The organism is Microbacterium sp. 22179 (assembly GCF_052045715.1).
Taxonomy (GTDB): Bacteria; Actinomycetota; Actinomycetes; order Actinomycetales; family Microbacteriaceae; genus Microbacterium; species Microbacterium galbinum.
Genome location: NZ_JBQEPJ010000005.1, coordinates 1 through 24,466, shown reverse-complemented (window position 1 = coordinate 24,466; position 24,466 = coordinate 1). Strand labels below are relative to the sequence as shown.

General features: G+C 68.4%; 20 protein-coding genes, 1 tRNA gene and 1 pseudogene. 20 read left to right on the top strand and 2 right to left on the bottom strand.

What is annotated here, in order from left to right; all coding sequences use genetic code 11:
* Positions 1–45 precede the first annotated feature (45 nt).
* The 6 genes from ACTJKK_RS11945 (at position 46) to ACTJKK_RS11920 (ending at position 4,269) form a co-directional block, all read left to right on the top strand.
* Positions 46–1,920 carry an alpha/beta hydrolase gene (locus ACTJKK_RS11945; protein ID WP_440748153.1) on the top strand — a complete coding sequence of 625 codons (1,875 nt, stop codon included), beginning with the start codon at positions 46–48 and terminating at the stop codon, positions 1,918–1,920.
* Positions 1,921–2,054: 134 nt separating this feature from the next.
* Positions 2,055–2,561: a hypothetical protein gene (locus ACTJKK_RS11940; RefSeq protein WP_247623405.1), complete on the top strand. Its 507-nt coding sequence runs from the start codon at positions 2,055–2,057 to the stop codon at positions 2,559–2,561.
* Positions 2,558–2,878 (top strand): hypothetical protein, encoded by a 321-nt coding sequence (locus ACTJKK_RS11935; protein WP_440748152.1) that lies wholly within the window; start codon positions 2,558–2,560, stop codon positions 2,876–2,878. Before ACTJKK_RS11940 ends, ACTJKK_RS11935 begins: the two co-directional genes overlap by 4 nt.
* The gene (locus ACTJKK_RS11930; protein ID WP_440748151.1) at positions 2,875–3,234 is read left to right on the top strand and encodes a hypothetical protein; all 360 of its coding nucleotides are present in this window, start codon (positions 2,875–2,877) and stop codon (positions 3,232–3,234) included. The genes ACTJKK_RS11935 and ACTJKK_RS11930 overlap by 4 nt, the downstream gene beginning before the upstream one ends.
* Before the next feature lie 64 nt (positions 3,235–3,298).
* The gene (locus ACTJKK_RS11925) at positions 3,299–3,982 is read left to right on the top strand and encodes a hypothetical protein (RefSeq protein WP_440748150.1); all 684 of its coding nucleotides are present in this window, start codon (positions 3,299–3,301) and stop codon (positions 3,980–3,982) included.
* Positions 3,979–4,269, top strand: a complete 291-nt coding sequence (locus tag ACTJKK_RS11920; protein ID WP_440748149.1) for a hypothetical protein — start codon at positions 3,979–3,981, stop codon at positions 4,267–4,269. The genes ACTJKK_RS11925 and ACTJKK_RS11920 overlap by 4 nt, the downstream gene beginning before the upstream one ends.
* A gap of 52 nt (positions 4,270–4,321) precedes the next feature.
* On the opposite strand, the gene ACTJKK_RS11915 is transcribed toward ACTJKK_RS11920, so the two are convergent.
* Positions 4,322–4,456: a hypothetical protein gene (locus ACTJKK_RS11915; protein ID WP_440748148.1), complete on the bottom strand. Its 135-nt coding sequence runs from the start codon at positions 4,454–4,456 to the stop codon at positions 4,322–4,324.
* Positions 4,457–4,647: 191 nt separating this feature from the next.
* On the opposite strand from ACTJKK_RS11915, the gene ACTJKK_RS11910 reads away from it, so the two are divergent.
* The 10 genes and pseudogenes from ACTJKK_RS11910 (at position 4,648) to ACTJKK_RS11865 (ending at position 15,964) form a co-directional block, all read left to right on the top strand.
* Entirely contained in the window at positions 4,648–4,971 is a 324-nt protein-coding gene (locus tag ACTJKK_RS11910; RefSeq protein WP_247632887.1) for a hypothetical protein, read from the top strand.
* Entirely contained in the window at positions 4,968–7,235 is a 2,268-nt protein-coding gene (gene glgX / locus ACTJKK_RS11905; RefSeq protein WP_440748147.1) for a glycogen debranching protein GlgX, read from the top strand. Before ACTJKK_RS11910 ends, glgX begins: the two co-directional genes overlap by 4 nt.
* On the top strand, positions 7,232–9,580 hold the full coding sequence (gene treY, locus ACTJKK_RS11900) for a malto-oligosyltrehalose synthase (RefSeq protein ID WP_440748146.1): 2,349 nt from the start codon (positions 7,232–7,234) through the stop codon (positions 9,578–9,580). The genes glgX and treY overlap by 4 nt, the downstream gene beginning before the upstream one ends.
* The gene (treZ, locus tag ACTJKK_RS11895; protein ID WP_440748145.1) at positions 9,577–11,361 is read left to right on the top strand and encodes a malto-oligosyltrehalose trehalohydrolase; all 1,785 of its coding nucleotides are present in this window, start codon (positions 9,577–9,579) and stop codon (positions 11,359–11,361) included. The genes treY and treZ overlap by 4 nt, the downstream gene beginning before the upstream one ends.
* A gap of 12 nt (positions 11,362–11,373) precedes the next feature.
* Positions 11,374–12,681, top strand: a complete 1,308-nt coding sequence (locus ACTJKK_RS11890; protein WP_440748144.1) for a cysteine desulfurase — start codon at positions 11,374–11,376, stop codon at positions 12,679–12,681.
* Entirely contained in the window at positions 12,678–13,136 is a 459-nt protein-coding gene (gene sufU, locus ACTJKK_RS11885) for a Fe-S cluster assembly sulfur transfer protein SufU (RefSeq protein WP_247623395.1), read from the top strand. Before ACTJKK_RS11890 ends, sufU begins: the two co-directional genes overlap by 4 nt.
* Before the next feature lie 39 nt (positions 13,137–13,175).
* A pseudogene (locus tag ACTJKK_RS11880) lies at positions 13,176–13,838 on the top strand (NADPH-dependent F420 reductase); the annotation flags it as partial.
* Positions 13,839–14,003: 165 nt separating this feature from the next.
* Complete coding sequence (locus tag ACTJKK_RS11875; protein WP_404597663.1) at positions 14,004–14,618, top strand: GntR family transcriptional regulator; 615 nt, start codon at positions 14,004–14,006, stop codon at positions 14,616–14,618.
* Between the two features lie 234 nt (positions 14,619–14,852).
* Complete coding sequence (locus ACTJKK_RS11870; RefSeq protein ID WP_440748143.1) at positions 14,853–15,098, top strand: hypothetical protein; 246 nt, start codon at positions 14,853–14,855, stop codon at positions 15,096–15,098.
* A gap of 11 nt (positions 15,099–15,109) precedes the next feature.
* On the top strand, positions 15,110–15,964 hold the full coding sequence (locus tag ACTJKK_RS11865; protein WP_440748142.1) for a hypothetical protein: 855 nt from the start codon (positions 15,110–15,112) through the stop codon (positions 15,962–15,964).
* A 15-nt stretch (positions 15,965–15,979) separates the two neighbouring features.
* Here ACTJKK_RS11865 and ACTJKK_RS11860 read toward each other — a convergent pair whose 3' ends face one another.
* Positions 15,980–16,837, bottom strand: a complete 858-nt coding sequence (locus ACTJKK_RS11860) for an SDR family NAD(P)-dependent oxidoreductase (protein ID WP_336640969.1) — start codon at positions 16,835–16,837, stop codon at positions 15,980–15,982.
* Positions 16,838–16,932: 95 nt separating this feature from the next.
* On the opposite strand from ACTJKK_RS11860, the gene ACTJKK_RS11855 reads away from it, so the two are divergent.
* The 4 genes from ACTJKK_RS11855 to ACTJKK_RS11840 form a co-directional block, all read left to right on the top strand.
* Positions 16,933–17,526: an asparagine synthase gene (locus ACTJKK_RS11855; RefSeq protein WP_247623389.1), complete on the top strand. Its 594-nt coding sequence runs from the start codon at positions 16,933–16,935 to the stop codon at positions 17,524–17,526.
* A 65-nt stretch (positions 17,527–17,591) separates the two neighbouring features.
* Positions 17,592–17,664: transfer RNA gene (locus tag ACTJKK_RS11850), tRNA-Arg, on the top strand.
* A gap of 838 nt (positions 17,665–18,502) precedes the next feature.
* Complete coding sequence (locus ACTJKK_RS11845) at positions 18,503–19,411, top strand: hypothetical protein (protein WP_440748141.1); 909 nt, start codon at positions 18,503–18,505, stop codon at positions 19,409–19,411.
* Positions 19,411–24,466: DUF6531 domain-containing protein (locus ACTJKK_RS11840; RefSeq protein ID WP_440748140.1), on the top strand; the 5,056-nt coding region annotated here is incomplete at its 3' end. The genes ACTJKK_RS11845 and ACTJKK_RS11840, both read left to right, overlap by 1 nt.

Sequence of the window (24,466 nt, the reverse complement as noted above, 5' to 3'; positions counted from 1 at the left end):
GCGTTCGTGGCTCACACCCTTCGGGACGTTCCGTCCTCTGCGGCCATGTCCACGCTCGGAACAGACTCCGATTCTCTTGGCGTCTCGGTCGCCGAGAACATGGAAGCTGTGACCGCCATGTGGTCAATGATCGAGGGCGCGCTGACCATCATCCCTGACGGCAGTCCGACGAATGCCCTCGACGAGCCCCTGGCCTCCGCAAAAGAGTTCGCCGAAGCGATGTCGCAGGTGAAGTCGGTGCTGGTCAACGCCGCAGGTGAAACGTTCGCGAAGTTGGAGCAGACGCGTGCAGAGCTCCAGGGCACCATTCAGAACTTGAATGATCGCCACCGGTCGCATTCGCTGATCCTCGATCAGGAGATCGCGGCATATGTGGCTGATCCGGAGAACGATCCGATCATCACCGGGCGCAACCACCCCGAAACGGACGCCTATGCCACCGCAAAGGTGAATCTCGATCTGCTCGACCAGGAGGCCGCGCGGCTCGCCCTGGAGGTCGACCTCTTCCACCGCGAGATGGCGCAGGCGGAGCAAGACCTCGCCGACAAGATCCGAAACATCTCCGGCGGCGATGAGGTCACCCGTCGCGATGGCAGTCGAGTGACCACGTCGCAGACGGCCTGGGGGCTCTATCCGCCAGCGGCAGCGCCCGGCCCGGGAGAAGCGCCTCGAGTCGTGTCGCTCGACGACTACTTCGGCCTTGCAGTGGCACGGGCAACAGCGCAACGAATCGAGTGGTTCGCGACCGCGACCGACCAGGACCTCGAAGACTGGCTCGCGACTCATCCAGACTTCTTCGCGACAGTCGGGTTCATCCCGCCCGCACAGGCGCAAGCACTCTACGACCGACTTAGGTCACGCTCGACCCAGGATGCATCGGGCATTTGGGTGACTGGACCGCTCTCCGCGTTGTGGAATCGCGCCCCCGCAACGATCGGAAACCTCAACGGCATCCCTGCCTCGGTCAGAGCGGAGTTCGGCGCACGAGAACTCGAGCGACTGCTCGGGGAGTCGACTCTCACAGAAGATCAGCGCGCGAAGCTCAACCTTCTCCTCGATGAGACAGCGAAGGGATCTCACGTTCTCTCCCTATTCCTGGACGGGCAAGGCGAGGTTCGCGGTTCGCTCTTCGTCGGAGATCTCGATTCTGCAGATCACGTCATCACGGTGACTCATGGCATCGAGACCGACTTCGGAGCGATGAATGAATGGGGGCGAATCGCCACGGATCTCGCGGCCATGAGTAATGAGCAACTTCGGCTTCGCGGGATGGACCCATCGACAGCGGTTGTCCTGTTCATGGAGTGGGATTCCGGTGCGTGGTACACCGTGCAGGGAATGAAGGAGCCCGTCTTGGGGGCGGATCGGGAGGCGGCTCTCGTCGCAGGGATGCGCTTCGTCAACCCGGATGCATGGCAGGAGGGGTGGGCGCACTCTCTCGGAACGACTATGGTCACGACCAATCAGATCCATAACCCCGGGGTTTTCGATCACCTCACGCTCTTCGGCTCGGCGGGTATTACCGAGGGCGCGGCAAAGGCACTAGCGGCCCAGATCGCCGACGAAACAGTCTCGGTCTCCGCCGCGTCTTCTGGTCTTGATCCGATCGCGTGGATGGGACGCACGGATCTCTCGACCCATCCTGTCGACCCAAAGACAGTGGAGGGAGTCACCGAGATCGGGTCGCACGGGGGAGCCGTCGAGAATTACCTCAACGCAGACGGGCGAGAGGTGACAGGAGCCGCGACACAGGGGCACAATGCGGGCCCTTCGACCGAGATCATCTATCGCATTCACCGGGCGCCGTACTGGCATCTGGGATTCATCCCCGAGGAAAGCGTCGGGTACCTGGATCCCCGCTCAGAAGCCATGATGCAAGCTGTGGCCGATTTCGCCGAGCGCGTCGAGGCGCGCCAGTGAAAAGCGGATCGCGGTGCCAACGTCGTCTTCTCGCAGCACTCACGCTTTTTTCGACAGGAGCAATTCTCACGATGACTAGTTGTGCGCAGACGGGCGTGACTCTGTACGAGCACGCTCGCGAAACCAATCTCACGATGAAGCAGGAGCTGTCCGAATTGCAACTCCACATCTTCGATGGCGAGTGGACGGTAGGGGAGTACGGCGACATACCTAATGGATGCGGGGCAAACGGATATAACTTCTACGTTCAGCGTGGAACGCCGCTCGAGAGCGACTGGCGGATGTCGGCACCGACAGCCCCGGACATGGCGGACGAGCTGATGGATTGGCTCGAGGGCCGTGGGTGGACGGGAATCGTCGGACGGACTTACGCCGCTGGAGTCTCATCCGTCACCGTTGAGGCGGAGAAGAGATCGAGTTACATCGATGACTTACTCATCACGATCTCCAGTGGCGTGGAGAACGACATTGTCACGATACGCGCCACGAGTACGTGCGAAGCAGGAGACCGTTGGGAACTCAGAGAGCTCATGTTTCCGGATAATCTATTCGACTACGACGTCGTTGAGCGGGAGCATCCTACGGAGACTCCCAAGTTCGGCATGGCAACTCCGGCCCCAACCGCTTCGCCCGAATCATGATCGAGGACAACGGGGGTGCACCGCCGACAGCGCCGAAAAAGCGCGACAGAGCCGAGACCTTCGGCGCGATCGTGGTGTTCACGCCACTGATCGTCACTGGTTTGTCGTTCATCATCCTGGCGGTGCCGATCTACGGCATCATCGGGCTCGCCATCTTCGGCTATCTCGCGATGGTCTGGTGGGTGTTCGGTGTGGCGTCACTGTTGGTTCTGTTCTTCGCGCTGTGGGGCAACCGGCAGGCGGCGCTCTATGGGGCGCTCGGAATGCTCGAATCGCTGGTGCTGGGCATGATCTACTCACAGTTCCCGGGCGCATGAGCGACGACCTCGAACGCACCGCAGCGCCCGAGCATCCCTACGTTCCGAACTCGGCGCAACGAGAAAGAGCACGGTCGGCGGCATGGGGCTCCATGCTCGCGGCGCTGTGCCTGTGGATGGCATTCCCACTCTGGACGGCGTGGTCGGCGTACCTGAACTTCGTCCCGATCTGGCAGTACGTGCAGTACGGGGTGTCGATCGTGCTCGCGGCGTTCATCTACAAGAACGTGCACTTCCGTACTCGATTCGGATCGCTCGCGACCAAGATCTTCGGCGCGACGGGAGCGCTCGCCATCGCGGCGCTCGGTCCCGTCCTGCTCCTCTACATGCTCGAGCATCCGTGGGGGTGGTCATGAGTGGTTTGGATCGGGCTGTGGACAACTTCCGATGGTGTTCCCGGATCACGAGCACACTGTTTCGATGCGCATGACAGATCGGATTCTTGTCGTGTCCGCCAAGCGGACGGAGGTGCCAAGTCGGCGCGGCTTCCGCGGCCGGGCGATCATCGCCTTGGTTGGACTGTCGCTCGCGGTGCTGTCCATGGCGGGATGTGCGCCATCGGGTATAGCTCTGTACGACCAAGCGCGAAGTGTCAACTCCTCAGTCAAGAAAGAGATCTCGTTACTGCAACTGAGGATCCTGGACGGTGAATGGGACGTGCAGAAATACGGAGACATTCCGAGCAAGTGCGGCAGCGACGGCTACCGATTCGCGTTCGGGCGCTCGACGCCCCACAACGATGGCTGGCGCTTGCCCGACGGTTCACCCGACCAGACGATCGATGCCCTTTCTGAGTGGTTCGGTGAGCACGGATGGTCCGGAATCGGAGTGCGTACATTCTCCGGCGACGTGCAAGACCTCGTTCTGGAAGCGCGCAAGCCTTCTGCGCACATCGAACTAGTCGTCATCACCGTTGCGACTGGAAAGTCACGGGACTGGATCGACATCGACGTCACGAGTACCTGCGAGCCGGGAAACGAGGAAGAGCTCGTCGACCTCATGTTCCCGGCTGGGCTGAACGGGCGGGACTGGTCGCAGCCGGAGCATCCGTCGGCTGAGCCGAAGTTCGGCTTCGCCACTCCGACTCCGACTGCAACTCCATGATGCGCGAACGCCACCCGACGAACGAGCCGTTCATCTGTGCTGCACCGCCGCCGCGGTCGCATCTCGTCGCCGCGTGGGTCGAAGACGGCCCGCTCCTCCTCGCGAGGATCGTCTGGTTCACCCCACTCATCGCGCTGGCAAGCGTCGTCCTGATGCTGATCATCCCGGTAACCGGTTTCGTCGCGCTCGTCGTGCTCACGGTTCTCATCAAGACCTGGTGGATCGGGGGAATCCTGGCGATGCTGGTGATCCTGCTCGCGGCCCGCCGCGACGCTCGCGCCGCCTGACTCGGCCGCATGGCACTTGCGCTTTCGCTCGCTTTCGCCGCACTCGGCTTCCTCATCTTCCGGTGACGGCGCCCACCGAGCATCCGTCCGCCACGCGCCGCCGCCATCGCCCCACAGAGCGGAACCGAGACGAGCCGAACTCGAGCGCATCGTTCAGGCCGTCGGCGGGCGACAGTTCGTCGGGCATGGTCTCCTCTTCTCCACGGGGAGCGCGGTCGCTCCACCCGCTCTGACCGGACAGCGCGGCGATCTGTGACGCCGGGCGCGATGAAGAGAACTGCCGATGTTATCCGCTGGCCCACCGCTCTGGCAATGGCATTCTCCGATTCCCCGCGCGCGCCTATCGTCGACACCACAAACAGAATCACAGGAGCCCGCATGACTGCACAGACCCGCACATCCCCCGGCTCCGCATGCGGCGGTGACGAGCACGGACTCGTCCACTCGCCCGCCGCCGATATCCCGGCCACCGCAGACGCTCCGAGCGAGGTCTCGTACGAGCGCGTCGACCCCGACCGCTACGTCGTGCTGCACGACGGCCCCGTCGGCTTCGTCGAGGTCGTTCCGCCCGTGTTCGTCTGCTACGTCGGCCACCCCTACGCCCAGGCGAGCGAGATCGCCCAGGTCCACGACTTCCACCGCGCCGTGGAGATCGTCGCCGAAACAGCCGCGTCACCGCGTGCGCCTAAGATCACGGCATGAGCCTCGAGATCTGGCCGGGAACGCCCTACCCCCTGGGGGCCACCTATGACGGACAGGGAACCAACTTCGCCCTCTTCAGCGAATGCGCCGAGAAGGTCGAGTTGTGCCTGTTCGACGCCGACGGCACCGAGCAGCGTGTGGAGCTGACCGAGGTCGATGCGTTCGTCTGGCACGGCTACCTGCCGGCGGTGCAGCCGGGGCAGCTCTACGGCTACCGCGTGCACGGCCCCTACGACCCCACCGAGGGTCAGCGGTTCAACCCGAACAAGCTGCTGCTCGATCCCTACGCCAAGGCCGTCGCGGGTGACATCGACTGGGGGCAGTCGCTCTTCGGCTACGACTTCGGCGACCCCGACTCCCGTAACGACGAGGACTCCGCCGCGTCGATGGCGAAGGGCGTGGTCATCAACCCGTTCTTCGACTGGGCGGGCGACCGGCTTCTCAAGACGCCCTACGCGCAGACCGTGATCTACGAGGCGCACGTGAAGGGCCTCACCGTTCAGCATCCCGACGTACCCGACGACCTGCGCGGCACCTACGCGGGCATCGCGCATCCCGCCATCATCGACCACCTCGTGCGCCTCGGGGTGACGGCGATCGAGCTCATGCCGGTGCACCAGTTCGTGCACGACTCGGTGCTCCAGGACAAGGGCCTCACCAACTACTGGGGTTACAACACGCTCGCATTCTTCGCGCCGCACAACGACTACGCCTCGAACGGCCAGCAGGGTCAGCAGGTTCAGGAGTTCAAGGCGATGGTCCGCGCCCTCCACGCCGCGGGCATCGAGGTCATCCTCGACGTCGTCTACAACCACACCGCCGAGGGCAATCATCTGGGACCGATGCTCTCGATGCGCGGGATCGACAACCGGGCGTACTACCGGTTGGAGGAGGACAAGCGGTACTACACCGACTACACCGGCACGGGCAACAGCCTCAACGCCGGCAGTCCGCACGCGCTGCAGCTGATCATGGACTCGCTGCGCTACTGGGTGACCGAGATGCACGTCGACGGGTTCCGCTTCGATCTCGCCTCGACCCTTGCTCGCGAGTTCTACGACGTCGACCGGCTGGCGGCGTTCTTCGAGCTCGTGCAGCAGGATCCGATCGTCTCGCAGGTGAAGCTGATCGCCGAGCCGTGGGACGTCGGCCCCGGCGGCTACCAGGTGGGCAACTTCCCGCCCCAGTGGACCGAGTGGAACGGCAAGTACCGCGACACGGTCCGCGACTTCTGGCGCGGAGAGCCGCAGGCGCTCGGCGAGTTCGCGTCGCGCCTGACCGGCTCGGCCGACCTCTACGAGCACTCCGGCCGTCGCCCCGTGGCCTCGATCAACTTCGTCACCGCGCACGACGGCTTCACCCTGCGCGATCTCGTCTCGTACAACGAGAAGCACAACGAGGCCAACGGCGAAGACAACAACGACGGCGAATCCCACAACCGCTCCGACAACAACGGGGTGGAGGGGCCGACCGACGACGCCGACGTCAACCGCCGCCGGGCGCGGCAGCAGCGCAACTTCCTGGCGACGCTGCTGCTCTCGCAGGGCGTCCCGATGATCGCGCACGGCGACGAGTTGGGCCGCACGCAGGGCGGGAACAACAACGGCTACGCGCAGGACAACGAGATCACCTGGGTCGATTGGGAGGCCGCCGACCGGCCCCTGATCGAGTTCACCGCATCCGTCGCCCGACTGCGGCACGAGCATCCGACGTTCCGACGCAGCCGCTTCTTCGACGGGCGCCCCGTGCGCGACGAAGACGGCGCGCGCGTGCCCGACGTCGTCTGGCTGCGGCCGGACGGACGCCCGATGAAGCCCGAGGACTGGGACTCCGGATTCGGACTCTCGGTCGGCATGTTCCTCAACGGCTACGGCATCCGCGAGAAGGACGTGCGCGGGCGCCCCGTCACCGACGTGAACTTCCTCGTCTACTTCAACAGCGGGGATGCCGCGGTCGACGCCGTTCTGCCGCCGGCCCGGCTCGCGAAGGGCTGGGAGATCGTCGTCGACACGGCGGGTCAGTCGATCGAGGGCGCGACCCTGCGTCCGCGCGACGACCTCATCCTCGAGGCCCAGTCGCTGCTCGTGCTGCGCGAGCGCCCCGAGGCGGAGATCGACACCGACGACTCCGTCGAGGCATCTCTGCGCGCGCAGACCGAGCACGTCGAGGCGGTTGAGGCGGCTGCGGTCGAGGCTGCTGCGGCCGCATCCGCCGCCGAGGCCGATGACGCTCCGACCGAGGCACCGGACGAGGAGAACCCGTGACCCGTCGCCCCCTCTCGACGTACCGCCTGCAGATCACCTCGCGCCTCACGCTCGACGAGGCGGCGCGCGTCGCGCCGTACCTCGCCGCGCTCGGCGCGGACTGGGCGTATCTCTCGCCGTTGCTCGCCGCGACTCCGGGTTCCGACCACGGCTACGACGTCGTCGATCACTCGCGGGTCGACCCGAGCCGCGGGGGAGCGGAAGGACTCGAGCGCTTCGCGGCCGCGGCGCACGGAGCGGGCCTCGGCATCCTGATCGACACGGTCCCGAACCACATGGGGATCGGCGTTCCGCGTGCGAACCCGTGGTGGTGGGACGTGCTGCGCCTCGGGCGGTCGTCGTCGCACGCGGTCGCGTTCGACATCGACTGGCGACGCGCCGACGACCGGGTGCGCCTCCCGATCCTCGGCGCGGCACCCGCCGACGTCGTGGCGTCGGGCGACCTCGTGGTCGATACGACTCCGCAGACGGATGCTCCGGACGGCACCCTCTCCTACTTCGAGCACGTTCTGCCGTTGGCCCCCGGCACGGCCGCGCTCGCCGACGATCTGCCGGCCCTGCTCGCCGCGCAGCACTACGAGCTGCGGTTCTGGGAGGACCAGAACACCGAACTCAACTACCGGCGGTTCTTCGCGGTGCCCGAGCTCGCCGGCATCCGTGTCGAGCTCCCCGATGTCTTCGCGGCGTCGCACCGCGAGATCGTCCGGTGGATCACCGATGGCCTCGCCGACGGGCTCCGGGTCGACCACCCCGACGGCCTGTCGGATCCGGGTGGCTACCTCGAGAACCTGGCGGATGCGACGGGCGGGGCGTACGTGCTCGTCGAGAAGATCCTCGAGCCGGGAGAGGCGCTGCCCGACTGGTGGCGCACCGACGGCACCACGGGGTACGACGCCCTGGGTGAGATCGACCGCGTGCTCATCGACCCGGCCGGTGTCGCGGCGCTCGATGCCCTCGATTCCCGCCTGCGCGCCGACACCGGCCTGCCCGAGGCGGAGTCGTGGCACGAGCTGACGCACACGACGAAGCGGATGATCGCCGAGACGATCCTGCAGTCCGAGGTGCGACGCCTCGTGCGCAGCCTGCCGTTCGGCATCGTCGACGCGGATGACGCGCTCACCGAGATCGTGGCGTGCTTCCCGCTGTATCGCCCGTATCTGCCCGCGGGGCGCGAGCACCTGGACCGGGCGTTGGCCGAGGCATCCCGGCGCCGACCGGATCTCGCGGGGCCGATCGCCGAACTCGCCCCGCTCCTCGCCGACACGGCGCTCGAGATCGCCGACCGCTTCCCGCAGCTGAGCGGCGCGGTGATGGCGAAGGGCGTGGAAGACACGGCGTTCTACCGCTACACCCGCCTCGGTACCCTGACCGAGGTCGGCGGCGACCCGTCGATCGCGGCGCTGACCCCGGTCGAGTTCCACGCGGCTCAGCAGGACCGCCTCGCCGCCTGGCCGCACTCGATGACGACGCTCTCGACGCACGACACCAAGCGCTCGGAAGACGTGCGGGCGCGGCTGTCGGTCCTCGCCGAGATGCCGCAGCGCTGGGCCGATGTGCTCGCCGATCTGCGCGCGATCGCCTCGACCGGTCACGGTCCCCTCGACTCGCTGCTGTGGCAGGCGGCGGTCGGCGCCTGGCCGATCACCTCCGAACGTCTGCGCGACTACGGCCTCAAGGCCGCGCGCGAGGCGGCCGAGTCGACGACCTGGCAGCACCCCGACGAGGACTTCGAGCGGGGCGTGATCGCCATCGCGGATGCCGCGAACGGAGCCGCCCGCGAGACGCTCGAGGGGTTCGTCGCCGAGATCACCGGCTTCGGTCGGTCGAACTCGCTGTCGGCCAAGCTGCTCCAGCTCACCGGTCCCGGCGTGCCCGACGTCTATCAGGGCAGCGAGCTGTGGGATCTGTCGCTCGTCGACCCCGACAACCGGCGCCCGGTCGACTTCGCCGCGCACGCGCAGCTGCTCGGCGCGCTCGACACCGACGTGGCGCACGGGCTCCTCCCGGCGGTCGACGGCACGGGTCTCGCCAAGATGCTGGTCACCTCGCGCGCCCTCCGGTTGCGCCGCGACCACTCCGAGCTGTTCACCCGCTACCGTCCGGCCGAGGTCGTGGGCGACGCATCCGCCCATGCCGTCGCGGTCGACCGCGGCCGCGTCACCGTCGTCGCGACCCGATTGCCCGTAGGGCTCGCGGCCCGTGGCGGCTGGGGCGACACGCTCCTGATGCGCCCGGACAGCGCGGCCACCGATGTGCTCACCGGCCGCCGCATCAACCCGGGCCCCGTGCGCCTGGCCGAGCTGCTCGACACCTATCCCGTCGCCCTGCTGATGGAGGCACGATGATCGAGGTCTGGGCGCCGTGGGCGCAGCGACTGCGGCTGCGCCGCTGGACGGATGCCGCGGCATCCGCTCACGACACCGAGCTGGCCTCGGCATCCGACGGCTGGTGGCGCGCCGACGTGGCGCTCGCCGAGGGCGACCGCTACGGCTTCGTGATCGATGACGCCGACGAAGCCCGCCCCGACCCGCGCTCGCGTCGTCAGCCCGACGGCGTGCACGGCCCGTCGGCGGCATTCGACGCGTCGACCTTCGCCTGGACGGATGCCGCGTGGACCGGCCGCTCCCTCGCGGGCGGCGTGATCTACGAGCTGCACGTCGGCACGATGACCCCCGACGGCACCCTCGACGCGCTGATCGAGCGGCTCGACTACCTCGTGGATCTCGGCGTCACGCACATCGAGCTGCTGCCGGTCAACGCCTTCAACGGCCTCTGGAACTGGGGCTACGACGGCGTGCTCTGGTATGCGGTGCACGAGCAGTACGGCGGCCCGCGCGCTTACCAGCGGTTGGTGGATGCCGCGCACGCCCGCGGTCTCGCCGTCATTCAGGACGTCGTCTACAACCACCTCGGTCCGAGCGGCAACTACCTGCCCGAGTTCGGTCCGTATCTGCGCGACGGTCAGCGCAACACATGGGGCGACTCGATCGACCTCGATGAGCCGGCGGTGCGCGAGTACATCATCGAGAACGCGCTGATGTGGCTGCGCGACTTCCACGTCGACGGGCTCCGCCTCGACGCGGTGCACGCGCTGCACGACGAGCAGCCCGTGCACATCCTGCAGGAGCTGGCCGAGCGGGTCGATGCGCTGTCGGCGCATCAGCAGCGGCCGCTCACTCTGATCGCCGAGTCGGACCTCAACGACCCCACGCTCATCCTCCCGCGCGAGGCGGGCGGCTACGGGCTCACGGCGCAGTGGTCCGACGACTGGCACCACGCCGTGCACGTGGCCCTGACCGGTGAGACGGCGGGCTACTACGAGGACTTCGCCGCGGCGGATGCCGTCGCCAAGGTCACCCGCGGAGGGTTCTTCCACGACGGCACGTTCTCGTCGTTCCGCGGGCGTCCGCACGGCCGACCGGTCCCCGACACGGTCCCCGCCTGGCGACTGGTGACCTTCGCCCAGGACCACGACCAGATCGGCAACCGTGCGGCGGGCGACCGGCTCTCGCAGACGCTGTCGCCGGGGAGGCTCGCGGTCGCGGCCGTGCTCACCCTCACCGCTCCCGGAACTCCCATGCTCTTCATGGGAGAGGAGTGGGGAGCCTCCACGCCCTGGCAGTTCTTCACCTCGCACCCCGAGCCCGAGCTCGGGCGCGCGACCGCCGAGGGCCGCATCGCCGAGTTCGCCCGCATGGGCTGGGACCCCGATCAGGTGCCCGACCCGCAGGACCCGGCGACCTTCGAGCGCTCGCACCTCGACTGGGCCGAACTCGACCGGCCCTCGCATGCCGGGCTGCACGCGCTGTACCGCGATCTGATCGCGCTGCGCCGCGCCCGACCCGAACTCACCGACCCCGATTCGTCGCGCAACCGCGTCACGGTCGAGGTGAGCGCGGACTCGGCAGGCAACGCGCCCGACGCCCGTGTCTACCGGATCGACCGCGGTGCGCTGGCGGTGCTGGTGAACCTGTCGCCCGAGCCCGCGTCCTTCGCGGTCGGCCCCGGTCACGAGGTGCTCCTGGCGACGGGCGAGGCGCGCATCGTCGACGGAGAGATCACGGTCCCGTCCGAATCGGCGGCCGTCGTCGCTCCCCCCGAGGGCCCGGAGGCCGTCTCGGGGTGAGAAGCTAGAAGGATGAGCACGTCGTCCCTCACCGCCCCGGCCACCCCGCTGAGCGACGACGAGGTGCGTCGGCTGCGCGAGGACTTCCCGATCCTCGCGAGCACGGTGAACGGGCACCCGCTCGCCTATCTCGACTCGGGCGCGACCTCGCAGCGGCCCTTCGCGGTGCTCGACGTCGAGCGCGAGTTCGCGACCACGTTCAACTCCGCCGTGCACCGCGGAGCGCACACCCTCGCCGCCGAGGCCACCGAGCTCTTCGAGGACGCCCGCGCCACCGTCGCGCGCTTCATCGGGGCCGACGACGACGAGATCGTCTGGACCTCGAACGCCACCGAGGCGCTGAACCTCGTCGCCTACTCTCTCTCGAACGCCTCGATCGGGCGCGGAGGAGCGGCGGCCGAGCCCCTGCGATTGCGGGCGGGCGACGAGGTCGTCACGACCGAGATGGAGCACCACGCCAACCTCATTCCGTGGCAGGAACTCGCCGCGCGCACCGGTGCGACCCTGCGCGTGATCCCGCTCGACGACGACGGGGCACTGCGCCTCGACACCCTCGCCGAGCACATCACCGACCGCGCGAAGCTCGTCGCCGTCACGCACGTCTCGAACGTGCTCGGCGTGATCAACCCCGTCGAGCAGGTGATCGCCCGCGCCCACGAAGTCGGTGCGCTCGTGATGCTCGACGCCTGCCAGTCGGCTCCGCACCTACCGCTCGACGTGCGCGCCCTCGACGTCGACTTCGCCGTGCTCTCCGGCCACAAGATGCTCGGACCCACCGGTGTCGGCGCGCTCTACGGCCGCCGCGAACTGCTCGAGATCATGCCGCCGTTCCTCACCGGCGGCTCGATGATCACCACCGTCACCACCACCGAGGCCGAGTACATGGCTCCGCCCCAGCGCTTCGAGGCCGGCACGCAGCGGGTCTCGCAGGCGATCGCGCTCGCCGCAGCGGTCGACTACCTGACCGAGATCGGGATGCCGCGGATCGCCGCCCACGAAGCCCAGCTCGGCGCGCGCCTGCTCGACGGACTCGGCGCGATCGATGGTGTGCGAGTGCTCGGCGCGGGCATCGCCCTGCCGCGCGTGGGGCTCGCGAGCTTCGACGTCGCCGGCATCCATTCGCACGACGTCGGCCAGTTCCTCGACGACCGCGGCATCGCCGTGCGCGTCGGCCACCACTGCGCCCAGCCGCTGCATCGCCGTCTGGGCGTGACCTCATCGACGCGGGCCAGCACCTACCTCTACACGACCGACGCCGAGGTGGATGCCGTGATCGACGGCGTCGCCGCGGCCATCGACTTCTTCGGAGCACGCTCATGACGTCCGGCGACCTGCAGAACCTCTACCAGGAGCTCATCCTCGACCACTCGCGCACGCCGCACGGCTTCGGCCTGCGGGGCGAGATCCTGGCGCAGTCGCACCAGGTCAACCCGACCTGCGGCGACGAGGTCACCGTGCAGGTGCACCGCGCGGCTGACGGATCGATCGAGGCGATCGCCTGGGAGGGGCACGGCTGCGCGATCTCGCAGGCGTCCGCGTCGCTCCTCGCCGAGCTCGCCGAAGGGCTCTCGGTCGACGATCTCGACGTGCGCATCGCGGCCTTCCGCGAGGCGATGCGCTCGCGCGGCAAGATCGAGCCCGACGAGGAACTCCTCGGCGATGCCGCGGCTCTCGGCGGGGTGTCGAAGTACGTGGCGCGCGTGAAGTGCGCGATGCTCGCGTGGGTCGCCGCGGAGGATGCCCTGCAGAAGTCGACGCTGTCACCCTCGGCGTAGGGCGCGCCGACGTCATCCGGGGACTTCTCGGAATACCGGCGGGCGGTGGGCGTTGGCACCTGCATGACCACTATCGGAATCATCGGTGCAGGACACATCGGCGCCCAGGTCGCTCGCGCGGCCGTCGCCACCGGCTACGACGTCGTGATCGCGAACTCGCGCGGACCCGAGACCCTCACGGATCTCATCGACGAGCTGGGCCCGAAGGCGAAGGCGGCGACCGCGGTCGAAGCAGGTGCGGAGGGCGATGTCGTCGTGGTGACGGTGCCGCTCAAGGCGATCGGTGACGTGCCGGTCGAACCGCTCGCCGGCAAGATCGTGCTCGACACGAACAACTACTACTTCGAGCGCGACGGCCACATCGACGCACTCGACAAGGGCGAGACCACGACCTCCGAGATCGTGCAGGCGCACCTGCCCACCTCGCGCATCGCCAAGGCGTTCAACCACATCATGGCCGCCGACATCACGTCCGACGGAACCCCGGCCGGCACGCCGAACCGCCGCGCGCTCGCGACCGCGGGCGACGACGAGGCCGTCGCGTTCGTCACGAAGTTCTACGACGAGATCGGATTCGACACCGTGAACATCGGACCCCTCAGCGAGTCGTGGCGGGTCGAGCGCGATCGCCCGGCGTACGTCGTGCGGCAGAACGCGGCCGAGCTCGAGGCGAACCTGGCGAAGGCGAATCGCCTGCCCTGAGCCGAGATCGATTTCACGATGGGGGACGGATGCTGCGGCATCCGTCCCCCGTCTCATTCAGCTGAATATTCTCGCCCTGGGATACCAAAGTTGGCGATTTCGCTCTGCGAGTGCAAGACTGCCGGAATGACGGGGGCGGGGGCTACCGAACTGGAGTCGGTGCGAGTGACGCGCATACTGCGCGATGACATCGTGCTGGGTCGGCGTGCCCCGGGATCGCGACTCGTCGAGCGCGACATCGCCGCCGAGCTGCACGTCTCGCGGCTGCCGGTGCGCGAGGCCATCCGCGTTCTCGTGTCGGAGGGCGTCGTCGTCGCACGGCCGCGCACGTGGGCCGTGGTGCGCGAGTTCACGCACCAGGACATCCAGGACTTCGCCGAGGTGCGCGAGGCGATCGAGACCCTGATCTTCGTGTTCGCCGCCGAGCGCCACGACGAGGACGGCATCGAGCGCATCCGCCTCGCCTACGAGCGTGAGATGGCGGCGGCCCTCGCGGGCGATGCCGAAGGTGCGCGGATCGCGGCGGGCGAGTTCCACGAGATCGCCGCGCGCCTCGCCGGCAACGACATGCTCAACGAGCTGATCAGCGTCTTCCTCACGCGGCTGCAGTGGTTGTTCGGTCAGCACGACGACCTCCTGGCGATGGCCGAGGAGCACCGCATCATTCTCGAGGCGATCGAGGCCCGTGATTCCGACGCCCTGCGCACGCTGATCCCGCAGCACCTCGCGAGCGGGCGGCTCGCGGCCGAGCGGCGGTTGGCGCGCGGCGTCGAGGTCTGAGGGGCGGCGGCTGCGCTCGTGCGTGGCGGCGGCTGCGCTCGTGCGTGGCGGCGGCCCGGCGTTCATAACTCCGGAAGAACGAGGGTTTGCATCGCGGGACGACCGCTTCGGGCCAGTTCGAGCTGAAACCTCCGGAGTTGTGAACGGCCGGTCCGCCGCACTTCGCCCTCACACCGCCCCGGCACACCGCTATATTGGGCCTGTTGGGTGTGTTCGCGTTCTCTGGGGAGCGGTATGCGAGGCGTAGCCGTCGTCGTCGGGGGTCTGTTGTTGATCGGGGGAGCGACGATCGTCGTGCTCGCCGACCAGCAGCGCGCGGCCGAGGTCGCCCAGCTCCAGGAGCGCGTCGAGCAGACCACCGAGCGTCTCGACGACATCGGTGACGACAACCTCGGCCTGGCCGCACGGCTCACGGCCCTGCGCTCGCAGATCGCCGAGCAGGATGCCGAGCTCACCGACACCACGGGATTCATGCAGTGATCCGGCGCGCGATGGCGGTGACGATCGCTGCGGCGATCCTGGTGGGCGGCGCCGTGGTCGATCGAGCCACCGCTCTCGAGGCGGAGCGCGCCGAGACGGTCGCCGAACTGATCGCCGTGACCGAGCAGGCGAACACCTCTGCCGCGCGCACCGCCTATCTCGAAGGGGCCGTCGAACGCGCCGAAGAGGATGCCGCCGACCGCGACGCGGTGCTCGAGGTGCGCCCCGCCTTCGTCGATGAGATCGCCGCTCTCTCCACGGCGTTGGAGGGCGCGGACGGCAAGGTCGACACGGCGGCGCACCGGGCATCCGCTCTGAATGCGCAGCAGACGGTGCTCGCCGAGCGGTCGGATCCCGCGGTGGTCGTCGCGGCCACCGCCACCGTTCACGCGCTCACCGAGAAGGTGGGCGAGGAGGTCTCCGACTGGCAGGCGGCGCAGATCGTCACCGCGGGTCCTGCCGGGCCGGCCTGGAGCACGAGCGGACCCGACGGGTACGCGCGCGTGCGCGCCGCCCTCGACCAGGTGGGCGGGGCGGGCGTGGGCCTGTACGAGTCGTCGTCGTGCGCGGGCGGCACGGCCCCGGCCTGCGCGAACAGCGGCGGCTACATCAAGTACCGCGCCGACATCGCGAACTGGAGCACCGGGCGCCTGCAGTGGGCCATGGCGCACGAGCTCGCGCACATCTACCAATTCCAGGTGTGGGGTGCGCTCAACGCCTCGGGCTCGTACCAGTCGATGTTCGGGGGAGACCCCGAGTTCTTGGCGAACTGCATGGCGGTCGTGCGCGGGTACCCGGGCGATGTCGGGTGCAACGGCGATCAGCAGGCGTGGGCGTCGGGCATCTGGGTCGGCGCGGTGGGCTGACGGCCGGTCGCTGGCTCAGTCGATCGGCGTCGTCGTGTCGATGGCCTCGCGCAGCGGCCCGCGCATGACGCGCCAGTACCCGGCAGGGGAGAGGCGCGTGAGTACGTCGATGAGCCGGGCCTCGCGGCCGATCATGGTGCGCGCCCGGCGATGGACGGTCGCGCGTACGATGCGCGCTGCGGCATCCGCGGGCTCGGTGTGGTACATCGCGGCCTGTGCGGCGGCGGCCCGATCGGCGATGGCCGGCGGGATCGCGGCGGCGTACCGACCGTGCAGGATGATGCCCGTGCGCACGCCCGCCGGATACACCGCGCCGACCGACACCGTGCTGCCCTCGAGCTCGTGCCGCAGCGCTTCGGAGAACCCGCGCACGGCGTACTTGCTCAGCGCGTAGGGGATGCGACCGGCGGGGGCGGCGAGGGCGTAGACGCTCGCGAGGTGCGTGATGTGGGCGGCGGGGGCGCGGCGCAGCGCGGGCAGGAGCGCCTTCGTGATCGACACCGTGCCCCAGAGGTTCACGTCGGTGAGCCAGCGCATCTCCTCCATCGTGAGCTGGTCGATGTCGCCGAGCATCGACGACCCCGCGCAGGTGATGAGCGCGGTGATCCGAGGATGGGCGGCGGTGATGTCGGATGCCGTCGCGAACACCGCGTCGTCGTCGCGAAGGTCGACCACGTGGATGGTGACGGGTGGGGCGCTCGGGTTGCGCGGACCGGCGAGTTCGGTCGAGAGGGCCTGCAGCGCCTCGGCGTTGTGGTCGATGAGGGCGAGGTGCGCGCCGGCGGCGGCGAGCTGGCGGGCGACCTCGGCCCCCATGCCGCTGGCCGCGCCGGTGATGACGGTCGTGCTTCCGGGCAATGTCAGTGGCCGCATGCATACTCCTCGAGGGCGAGCCGAGCGGGCTCTTGCCCATTCTGGCCGAGGCTGCGCGCGGGCGATACGGGTACGCTCGAAGGGAGGAGGTTCCGGTGGGACGAACAGCGGATGCCATCGCCGAAGGCGTCGCGATCGCGACCGCTGCGGCGCGCCTCGCGATCAAGAACCACATCCTCGTCGGGACTATCGCCGAGGACGGGATCTTCGACACCGAGAAGTACATCGCCGACGCCCGTGAGGCGTTGCGAGCGATGGCCGAGGAGTCCGAGGCGGCGGCCGCGAACGTCACCGCCCTGCGCAAGCGGGCCCGTGGTCGGCACTCCGATCCGCGCGGCACGCACGACTACCGCGACCGCGATGTGCGCAACCTGCGGCGACGGGCGAAGCAGTCGAGCGGCGTCGCGGCGAAGCTGCGCGAGATGATGGACGACCCCGAGCAGCTCGGCGCGATGGTCGAAGAGGCGCGCGAGGGTGCGTGGTCCGACGTGCGGCACAACCTCGACCGTCGACTGCGCGTCGAGGGCATGCGTCCCGATCAGGATCCTGACTACTCCCGCATGCGCGAGGCGCGGATGCAGGCGCTGCGGCTCGTCGATCTGCAGGCGCTGTCGTCGCTGCAGCGCGCCAAGGCGAAGCGCAAGAAGAAGGAGAAGGACGCCGAGAAGGAGTCCGCCGAGACCGCCTGAGGGGCTCGTTTCGCTTTCGCGTCGAGTCTCATGTAGGCTATTCCACGGCCCGCTGAGCGGGCTGGGCGCCCGTAGCTCAATGGATAGAGCATCTGACTACGGATCAGAAGGTTAGGGGTTCGAGTCCCTTCGGGCGCACATCACTTGAAACCCCCGTCGCGAGAGCGGCGGGGGTTTTCTCGTACCCGGGGAGTGTCTCGCGGGGACCCTTCGACAGGCTCAGGGATCCAGTCTCTTCGCGGGGTCGCTCCGCCTCTGAACTGGGTCGCTGAGCCTGTCGAAGCGCCCCGCCCCCGCACGACTTCGGAGTTGTGGGGCGACACGCCGGTGGCGGCATCCGTTCGTGCGGTGTGTCGAATCGGATCTCCGAAGTTGTGCCGGGGGGTCTTGTGGGGGACTCTTCGACAAGCTCAGGGACCCAGTCTCTTTGACAAGACGCCTCTTCGATGGGGCGCCTCGTCGCGGGGTGGCTCTGCCTCTGAACGGGGTCGCGGAGCCTGTGCACTGGGTCGCTGAGCCTGTCGAAGCGCCCCGCCCCCGCACGACTTCGGAGTTGTGGGGCGACGCGCCGGTCGCGGCATCCGTTCGTGCGGTGTGTCGAATCGGATCTCCGAACTTGTGCCGGGGGAGGAGTGTCTTGTGAGGGACCCTTCGACAAGCTCAGGGACCAGCCCCACCGGGTCGCTCCGTTTCTGAACTGGGGCGCTGAGCCTGTCGACGGATTCCGCCCCGCACGAATTCGGAATTCGTGACGGATAAACGCCCGAACCCGATATACCAAAATGCCAAAAGGGGCGGGCGGGGAAAGTGCTCGTGCTATCGCCTAGACGAGGAACTCCGCGTTTTATGACGCGAAAACAGAATCTTTTTTCTGGGCCCGGCGTGTCGCGTAATTCGGCTTGCAATTGCGCGAAGACATAGGCCACTGTGAATCCCCAGAGCGGCGCATATGAGGCGCCTGTGAGCATCCGGGGGGATGACTTTGCCCAAGTACATGGTGCGACGTGTTGTCGCGCGCGCAATCGTCGGAGCAGTCGCACTGGTGTCGTTGATGTCGACACCGGTCGTGGCACAGGCGGTCGAACCCGCCTCCGCCGACATGGTGATCGCGAGCGTCGCGGCCGCTCCGATGGTGTTCGCCTCGGCGGATGAGAAGGACTCCGACGGCGACAGCATCCCCGACGTCGTCGAGCGCGAGGTCTGCGGCACCGCGACCTGCGCGATCGGCACCGAAGACCGCGACGCCGAAGGCATCCCCGACTGGACCGAAGTGCTCTCGTGCGGCAGCACCACGTGCGCCTCGCCCACGGCCGACCGCGACAAGGACGGCATCCCCGACTTCGCCGAGCGCCTCGTCTGCGGCACCGACACCTGCTCTAACTCGCTCGAAGACGCCGACGGCGACCGCATCGGCGACTGGGTCGAGTTCGTGATCTGCGGCACGCGCACCTGCGCGGACGGCTCGGAGGACTACGACGGCAACGGCGTCTCGGATGCCGCGGAGCTCGCCGCCTGCGTCGTGCGCGTCGACGACCTCGCCATCACGGGTGGCACGATCGCCCTCTGGATCATCATCCTCGCCGTCGTGCTGATCGGTGGCGGCCTCGGACTCTGGATCTGGCAGCGCCGCCGCAGCGCCGCCGCCGCGGCCGGCATCGACGCGGGCGATGACGCGGATGCCGGCACCGATACGGACACCGGTACGGATGCCGCTGCGCCGACCGAGACCGACACGGATGCCGACGCGGACTCCGACCTCGACGTCTTCGACGAGCCCGCCGCAGAAGCCGACACCTCCCCGGATGCCGAAGGCACCGACCCGACGCCCGACACCACCCCCGACACGACGCCCGACACCGACGACTCCACCGAGGCTGGTCGCTGATGTGGTCGAGGTCCGTCGCGGTCAGTGCGATCGCGGCGCTGGTTCTCGGTGTCGGCGCCGTGGCGCCCGCACCGTTCACGCCCCAAGAGCTCATGGAGCAGGCCCGCTCCGAGGTGCTGCAGAAGGTCTACGCGGCCGCCGGCCTGAACGCCGACGGAGAGCTCGACGACACCGACGACACCGATGACACCGACGACACCACCGGCACCGCCACCGAGACCCCCGCCCCGGCGGCCCCGCCCGTCCAAGGCGGCATCTCCACGACCACCAGCGCCACCGCCCACACCTCCACCGGCACCTCGAAGCCGATCGAGACCTCGGCCGCGGCATCCGATCTCGCCCCCGGCGAGCCGACCGACATCGCCTCCGACGCGCTCGGCGTGCAGGCGACGTTCTCGGGCCATGACCTCGAGGCTTCCGTCTCGCTCAGCCTCACCGAGGCGCCGTCCGAGGCGCAGGCGCGTCGCTCGGCCGTGGTCGACACCTCGGGTGTGGTGGTGAGCGATCCGGTCGAGATCGTCGCGCTGAACGATGCCGGCGAGAAAGTCACGAGCTTTCCCGCCGAGCTGATCGATCTGCCCAGCGACGACCCCGAGCACGGCCCGGTCGTCAAGGACGTGATTCCGGGCATCACGCTCGAGTTCGACGTCGACATGGCGCGCGTCGAAGAGGCCGAGGTCGAGACCTCGACCCTGCGCATCTACACGCGATCGACGCCCGACGAGCCGTGGACCGAGCTGCCGTCGTACTTCGACGCCGAGACGCAGACGGTCAAGGGCGAGTCCGATCACCTGTCGCAGTTCGTCGTGATCGGCACCCCGTTCCCGGTTCCGCCGGGACCGGTGGTGGTGCTCGACCCCGACAACGACGAGGGCGTCGTGCAGACGCCGGCTCCGGCGACCGAGTTCCCGTACAACTGGAACCTCGTGCAGGGACTCAAGAGCTACCTCGAACTGCAGTGCAAGGCCCGAGTCGTGGTCACGAACGCGGCCGGCATCCCGTTCGTCTCCCGTGATACCCGCGCAGGGGTCGCGGCATCCGCCAACCCCGTCGCCACCGTGAGCTTCGGCTTCGCGACGTGGAACGGGTACGCGTGGGGCAACGAGGCCGAGGGCGGCACGATGGCCTACTCGCGCGGCTCGGGTGCCGACAACCAACTGCGCGACTCGTTCGTCACGCACATGCCGACGTACACGGGGCGTCCGTCGAACATCGAGCCGTCGAACGCGAACTTCCCGTTCGCGCAGTTCGGCGGGGTGCCGGGGGCGTACGCGCACGTCGAGACGCTGTTCCTCGATCACAACTACGACCGTCCGGTCATCGATCAGGGCTTCGGCAGCATCGTCGACGGCACGTTCCGCAGCCTCGGCGGGTACCTCGAGTCGATCGGCTTCGACTGCACCGACCCCGTGCTGGGCGGCTGGCCTTCGCCGCCGTCGCAGGCCGAGCTCGCCCGCTGGCGCCACCTGGGCTACCAGAACTACCAGACCTACGGCGCCGATCCGGTGTCGTTCTCGACCGGAAACCTGGTCGAGTCGTTCCCGCTGTTCGACCTGGCGGGCCCCGGCGCGCAGTCGATCGCGGCGAACCTCGTTTACAACGCGCAGGACGGCCGGCTCTCGCGGATCGGCGCGGGCTGGACGTTCGGGCTGGGAGCCCGGGCGCAGCGCTTCGACGACGACTCGGTCATGGTCGTGCGCGGCGACGGTGCGTCATTCGTGTTCGCGAGCGACGGCGCCGGTGGCTACACGGGTGAGGAGGGGCTCGGCCTCACCCTCACCGAGGGTGGCGCGGGCCAGCTGAACCTCACGAGTGACGAGGGTGAGACCTGGGTCTTCGACGCCGCCGACATCTGGGGCATCGGTGAGCTCTCCCGACACATCGACCGCCAAGGCAATGCCACGACCCTCACGTACGGGGCATCCGACCCCGACGTGCACCAGTTCACGCCGCTGACCTCGATCACCGACGCCGCCGGGCAGACCGTGCACGTCGAGAGCGACGGCGTCGGGCGTATCACGGGCTTCACGCTGCCGGATGGACGCACCTGGTCGCTGGCCTACAACGACGCCGGCGATCTGATGTCGATCACGAGCGCCGACGGCACAGTGCAGTCGTTCACGTACGACGCCGAGCACCGGATGCTCACGGCCACCGACGGCAACGGCGTCACGTATCTCGTGAACGAGTACGACGCGGCGGGCCGCGTGGTGCGTCAGCTGGATGCCGAGAGCAACGTGCGCACCTTCGCCTACGCCGACGGCAAGACGACCTACACCGACAACGAGGGCGGCGTGGCCGTGTTCGAGTATGACGACAATGCCCGCATCACGGGCATCGTCGACACCGCCGGTGAGAAGGCGACATGGGAGTTCGACGACGTCGGCAACGTGTCGTCGCACACCGACGAGGCCGGTCGCACGTGGGAGTACACCTACGACGACGACGGCAACCTGCTCGAAGAGGTCGACCCGTCGGGTACCGTCACGAGCTACACGTACACCGATAGCGGCGACGTCGAGACGGCGACCGATCTCGACGGCGACCGCACCGAGACCAACGTCTACAACGCGCAGGGCCTGATCACCGAGGTGCAGCAGGCCGACGGCACGAGCGTGCGGTTCGAGTACAACGCGGCGGGCGACCTGACGCGCAGCATCCTGCCGTCGGGAGCCGCCACGACCTATGCGTACGACGCCCGGGGCAACCTGGTGTCGTCGACCGATGCGATCGGGCGGGTCACGACGTACGCCTACGACGCGAGCAACCGCCTCACCTCGGTGACCGATGCGGCCGGCGGCGTCTCGTCGTTCGCCTGGGATGCGGGCGACCGCCTCGCATCGACGACGGATGCCGAGGGCGGGGTCACCACCTACGCCTACGACGGCAACGGGCAGCTGACGGCGGCGACCGACCCGATGGGCGCGGTCACCGGCTACACGTGGGATGCGCTGACGCGCCTGGTCACGGTGACCGACCCCGAGGGTGGCGCATCGACGTTCGCCTACGACGGCGAAGACAACCTGACGGCGTCATCGGATGCCGAGGGCGGAACCACCGCGTTCGTGCTCGACGAGGCCTACCGCACGGTGGGCGTCATCGACCCGAACGGCGGGGAGTGGGAGCGCCGGTACGACGAGACCGGGGTGCAGACGGCATCCGTCGATCCTCTCGGTGCCGAGACGACGTCGACGATCGACGATCTCGGTCGCCCGGTCACGACCACCGACGCCACGGGTGCCGCGTCGTCGGTGGAGTACGACGCCGCCGGACGCGTGGTGTCGCAGACCGACGCCGCGGGCGGCGTCACGACCTACGAGTACGACCCGATGGATCGGGTGACGCTCGTCACCGACCCGGCCGGGTTCGAGACCGAGTACCTGTACGACATCGACGGCAACCTCATCGGGGTCGTCGACCGCAACGGCAATCCGACGCTCTACGAGGTGGATGCCGCCGGCCAGGTGCTGCGCGAGACCGATGCCACCGGTGCGGTCACCGAATTCTCGTACGACGCCGTGGGGCGGATCACGAGCATCCTCGATGCCGACGGTCGCACGACCGCGATCGAGTACGACCGCAACGGGCAGCAGACGGCGATCGTCGCGCCCGGTGGGGCGCGCACGACCTACGCCTACGATGCCGCGGGGCGCCTGGTGTCGCAGACCGATGCGCTCGGCGGGGTCACGACCTACGCCTACGACAAGGCATCGCGCCTGGTGACGGCGACGGATGCCGCGGGCGGCGTGAGCACGTACGCCTACGACAAGGCCGGCCGGCAGACGCAGGCCGTCGATCCGGTTGGCGAGGCGACGGCCTTCTCGTACGACGAGGCGGGTCAGCTCGTCGGGGTCATCGAGGGTTACGAGCCCGGGGCGGATGCCGCCGCCGATGTGAACGTGAAGACCGCGTACGCGTACACCGCCACCGGTCTCCTCGAGAAGATCACGAACCCGCTGGGGGCGGAGACGACCTTCGCGTACGACGCGGCGGGGCGTCAGACGACCGAGACCGGTCCGACGGGCATCGAGACGAAGACGGCGTACGACGACGCCGGTCGCGTCGAGCGGGTGTCGAACCCGGCTGGACTCGTGGCGGCGTACACGTACGACGTGCGCAGTGATGTCGAGACGCTGGTGCGGTCGGACGGCGAGGTGTCGTTCGAGTACAGCGGCGAGCAGCAGCCGATCGTGATGGACGACCCGACCGGCACGACCGGGTGGGTCTACGACGAGGTGGGTCGTCTGCTCGAGCAGACCGACACCCGGGGTGACACGCTCACCTCGACGTACACGCCGGCGGGTCTGCGCGAGTCGCTGACGTATCCGGATGGCACCGAGACGGCGTACACGTTCGACGCCGCGGGTGATGTGGCGACGCAGTCGACGCCCGAGGGGGTCGTCGAATATGCGTGGGATGCCGAGAGCCGGTTGACGGGCATCACCCGCCCGAACCAGGTGACGAGCTCGTTCGAGTACGACCCGCTGGGTCAGGTCACGCGGGTGCTGCACGAGACGCCCGAGCCGGAGCCGGTGCCTGCCGAGCCCGAGCCGGAGCCGTTGAAGACGGATGCCGTGGAGTGCCGTGCCGTGGGCACGTATCTCGCCGAGCGGCAGGCGCCGACCGCGGGTGGGCAGAAGCCGTGTGTGAAGACGTGGGACTATCTCGAGCGGCGCACGCTGCCCGAGGTGGAGTCTCCGGTTCCCGCCGGGGCGTCGCTCGAGTACACGTACGAGTACGACGCCGCGGGCAGCGTGACGGACTCCGTCCGCACGATCACGGGTCCCGAGATCGCGGAACCGTCGGTCCCTGAGCCCGGGACGGTCCCTGAGCTTGACGAAGGGTCCGACCCGACCACGCAATCAGTCGACACCCTCTCTCACACCTTCACCTACGACAACCTGGGTCGCCTCACGCAGTCGGAAGCATCCGATGGCGAGACGAACCTGTACGGGTATGACGAGGCGGGTAACCGCACGTCGTGGGACGTCACGGGCGCCGAGGCGGGGGATTCTCATCTGACGGCACAGTTCAACGCCGCCGGTCAGCTCACGT

Coding starts and splice junctions, on each gene's coding strand:
- ACTJKK_RS11865 (WP_440748142.1), top strand. CDS start 15,110: ATGGCGGTGACGATCGCTGCGGCGATCCTGGTGGGCGGCGCCGTGGTC.
- ACTJKK_RS11860 (WP_336640969.1), bottom strand. CDS start 16,837: ATGCGGCCACTGACATTGCCCGGAAGCACGACCGTCATCACCGGCGCG.
- sufU (WP_247623395.1), top strand. CDS start 12,678: ATGACGTCCGGCGACCTGCAGAACCTCTACCAGGAGCTCATCCTCGAC.
- ACTJKK_RS11925 (WP_440748150.1), top strand. CDS start 3,299: ATGCGCATGACAGATCGGATTCTTGTCGTGTCCGCCAAGCGGACGGAG.
- glgX (WP_440748147.1), top strand. CDS start 4,968: ATGAGCCTCGAGATCTGGCCGGGAACGCCCTACCCCCTGGGGGCCACC.
- ACTJKK_RS11910 (WP_247632887.1), top strand. CDS start 4,648: ATGACTGCACAGACCCGCACATCCCCCGGCTCCGCATGCGGCGGTGAC.
- ACTJKK_RS11945 (WP_440748153.1), top strand. CDS start 46: ATGTCCACGCTCGGAACAGACTCCGATTCTCTTGGCGTCTCGGTCGCC.
- ACTJKK_RS11870 (WP_440748143.1), top strand. CDS start 14,853: ATGCGAGGCGTAGCCGTCGTCGTCGGGGGTCTGTTGTTGATCGGGGGA.
- ACTJKK_RS11940 (WP_247623405.1), top strand. CDS start 2,055: ATGAAGCAGGAGCTGTCCGAATTGCAACTCCACATCTTCGATGGCGAG.
- ACTJKK_RS11930 (WP_440748151.1), top strand. CDS start 2,875: ATGAGCGACGACCTCGAACGCACCGCAGCGCCCGAGCATCCCTACGTT.
- ACTJKK_RS11890 (WP_440748144.1), top strand. CDS start 11,374: ATGAGCACGTCGTCCCTCACCGCCCCGGCCACCCCGCTGAGCGACGAC.
- ACTJKK_RS11845 (WP_440748141.1), top strand. CDS start 18,503: ATGACTTTGCCCAAGTACATGGTGCGACGTGTTGTCGCGCGCGCAATC.
- ACTJKK_RS11935 (WP_440748152.1), top strand. CDS start 2,558: ATGATCGAGGACAACGGGGGTGCACCGCCGACAGCGCCGAAAAAGCGC.
- treZ (WP_440748145.1), top strand. CDS start 9,577: ATGATCGAGGTCTGGGCGCCGTGGGCGCAGCGACTGCGGCTGCGCCGC.
- ACTJKK_RS11920 (WP_440748149.1), top strand. CDS start 3,979: ATGATGCGCGAACGCCACCCGACGAACGAGCCGTTCATCTGTGCTGCA.
- ACTJKK_RS11915 (WP_440748148.1), bottom strand. CDS start 4,456: ATGCCCGACGAACTGTCGCCCGCCGACGGCCTGAACGATGCGCTCGAG.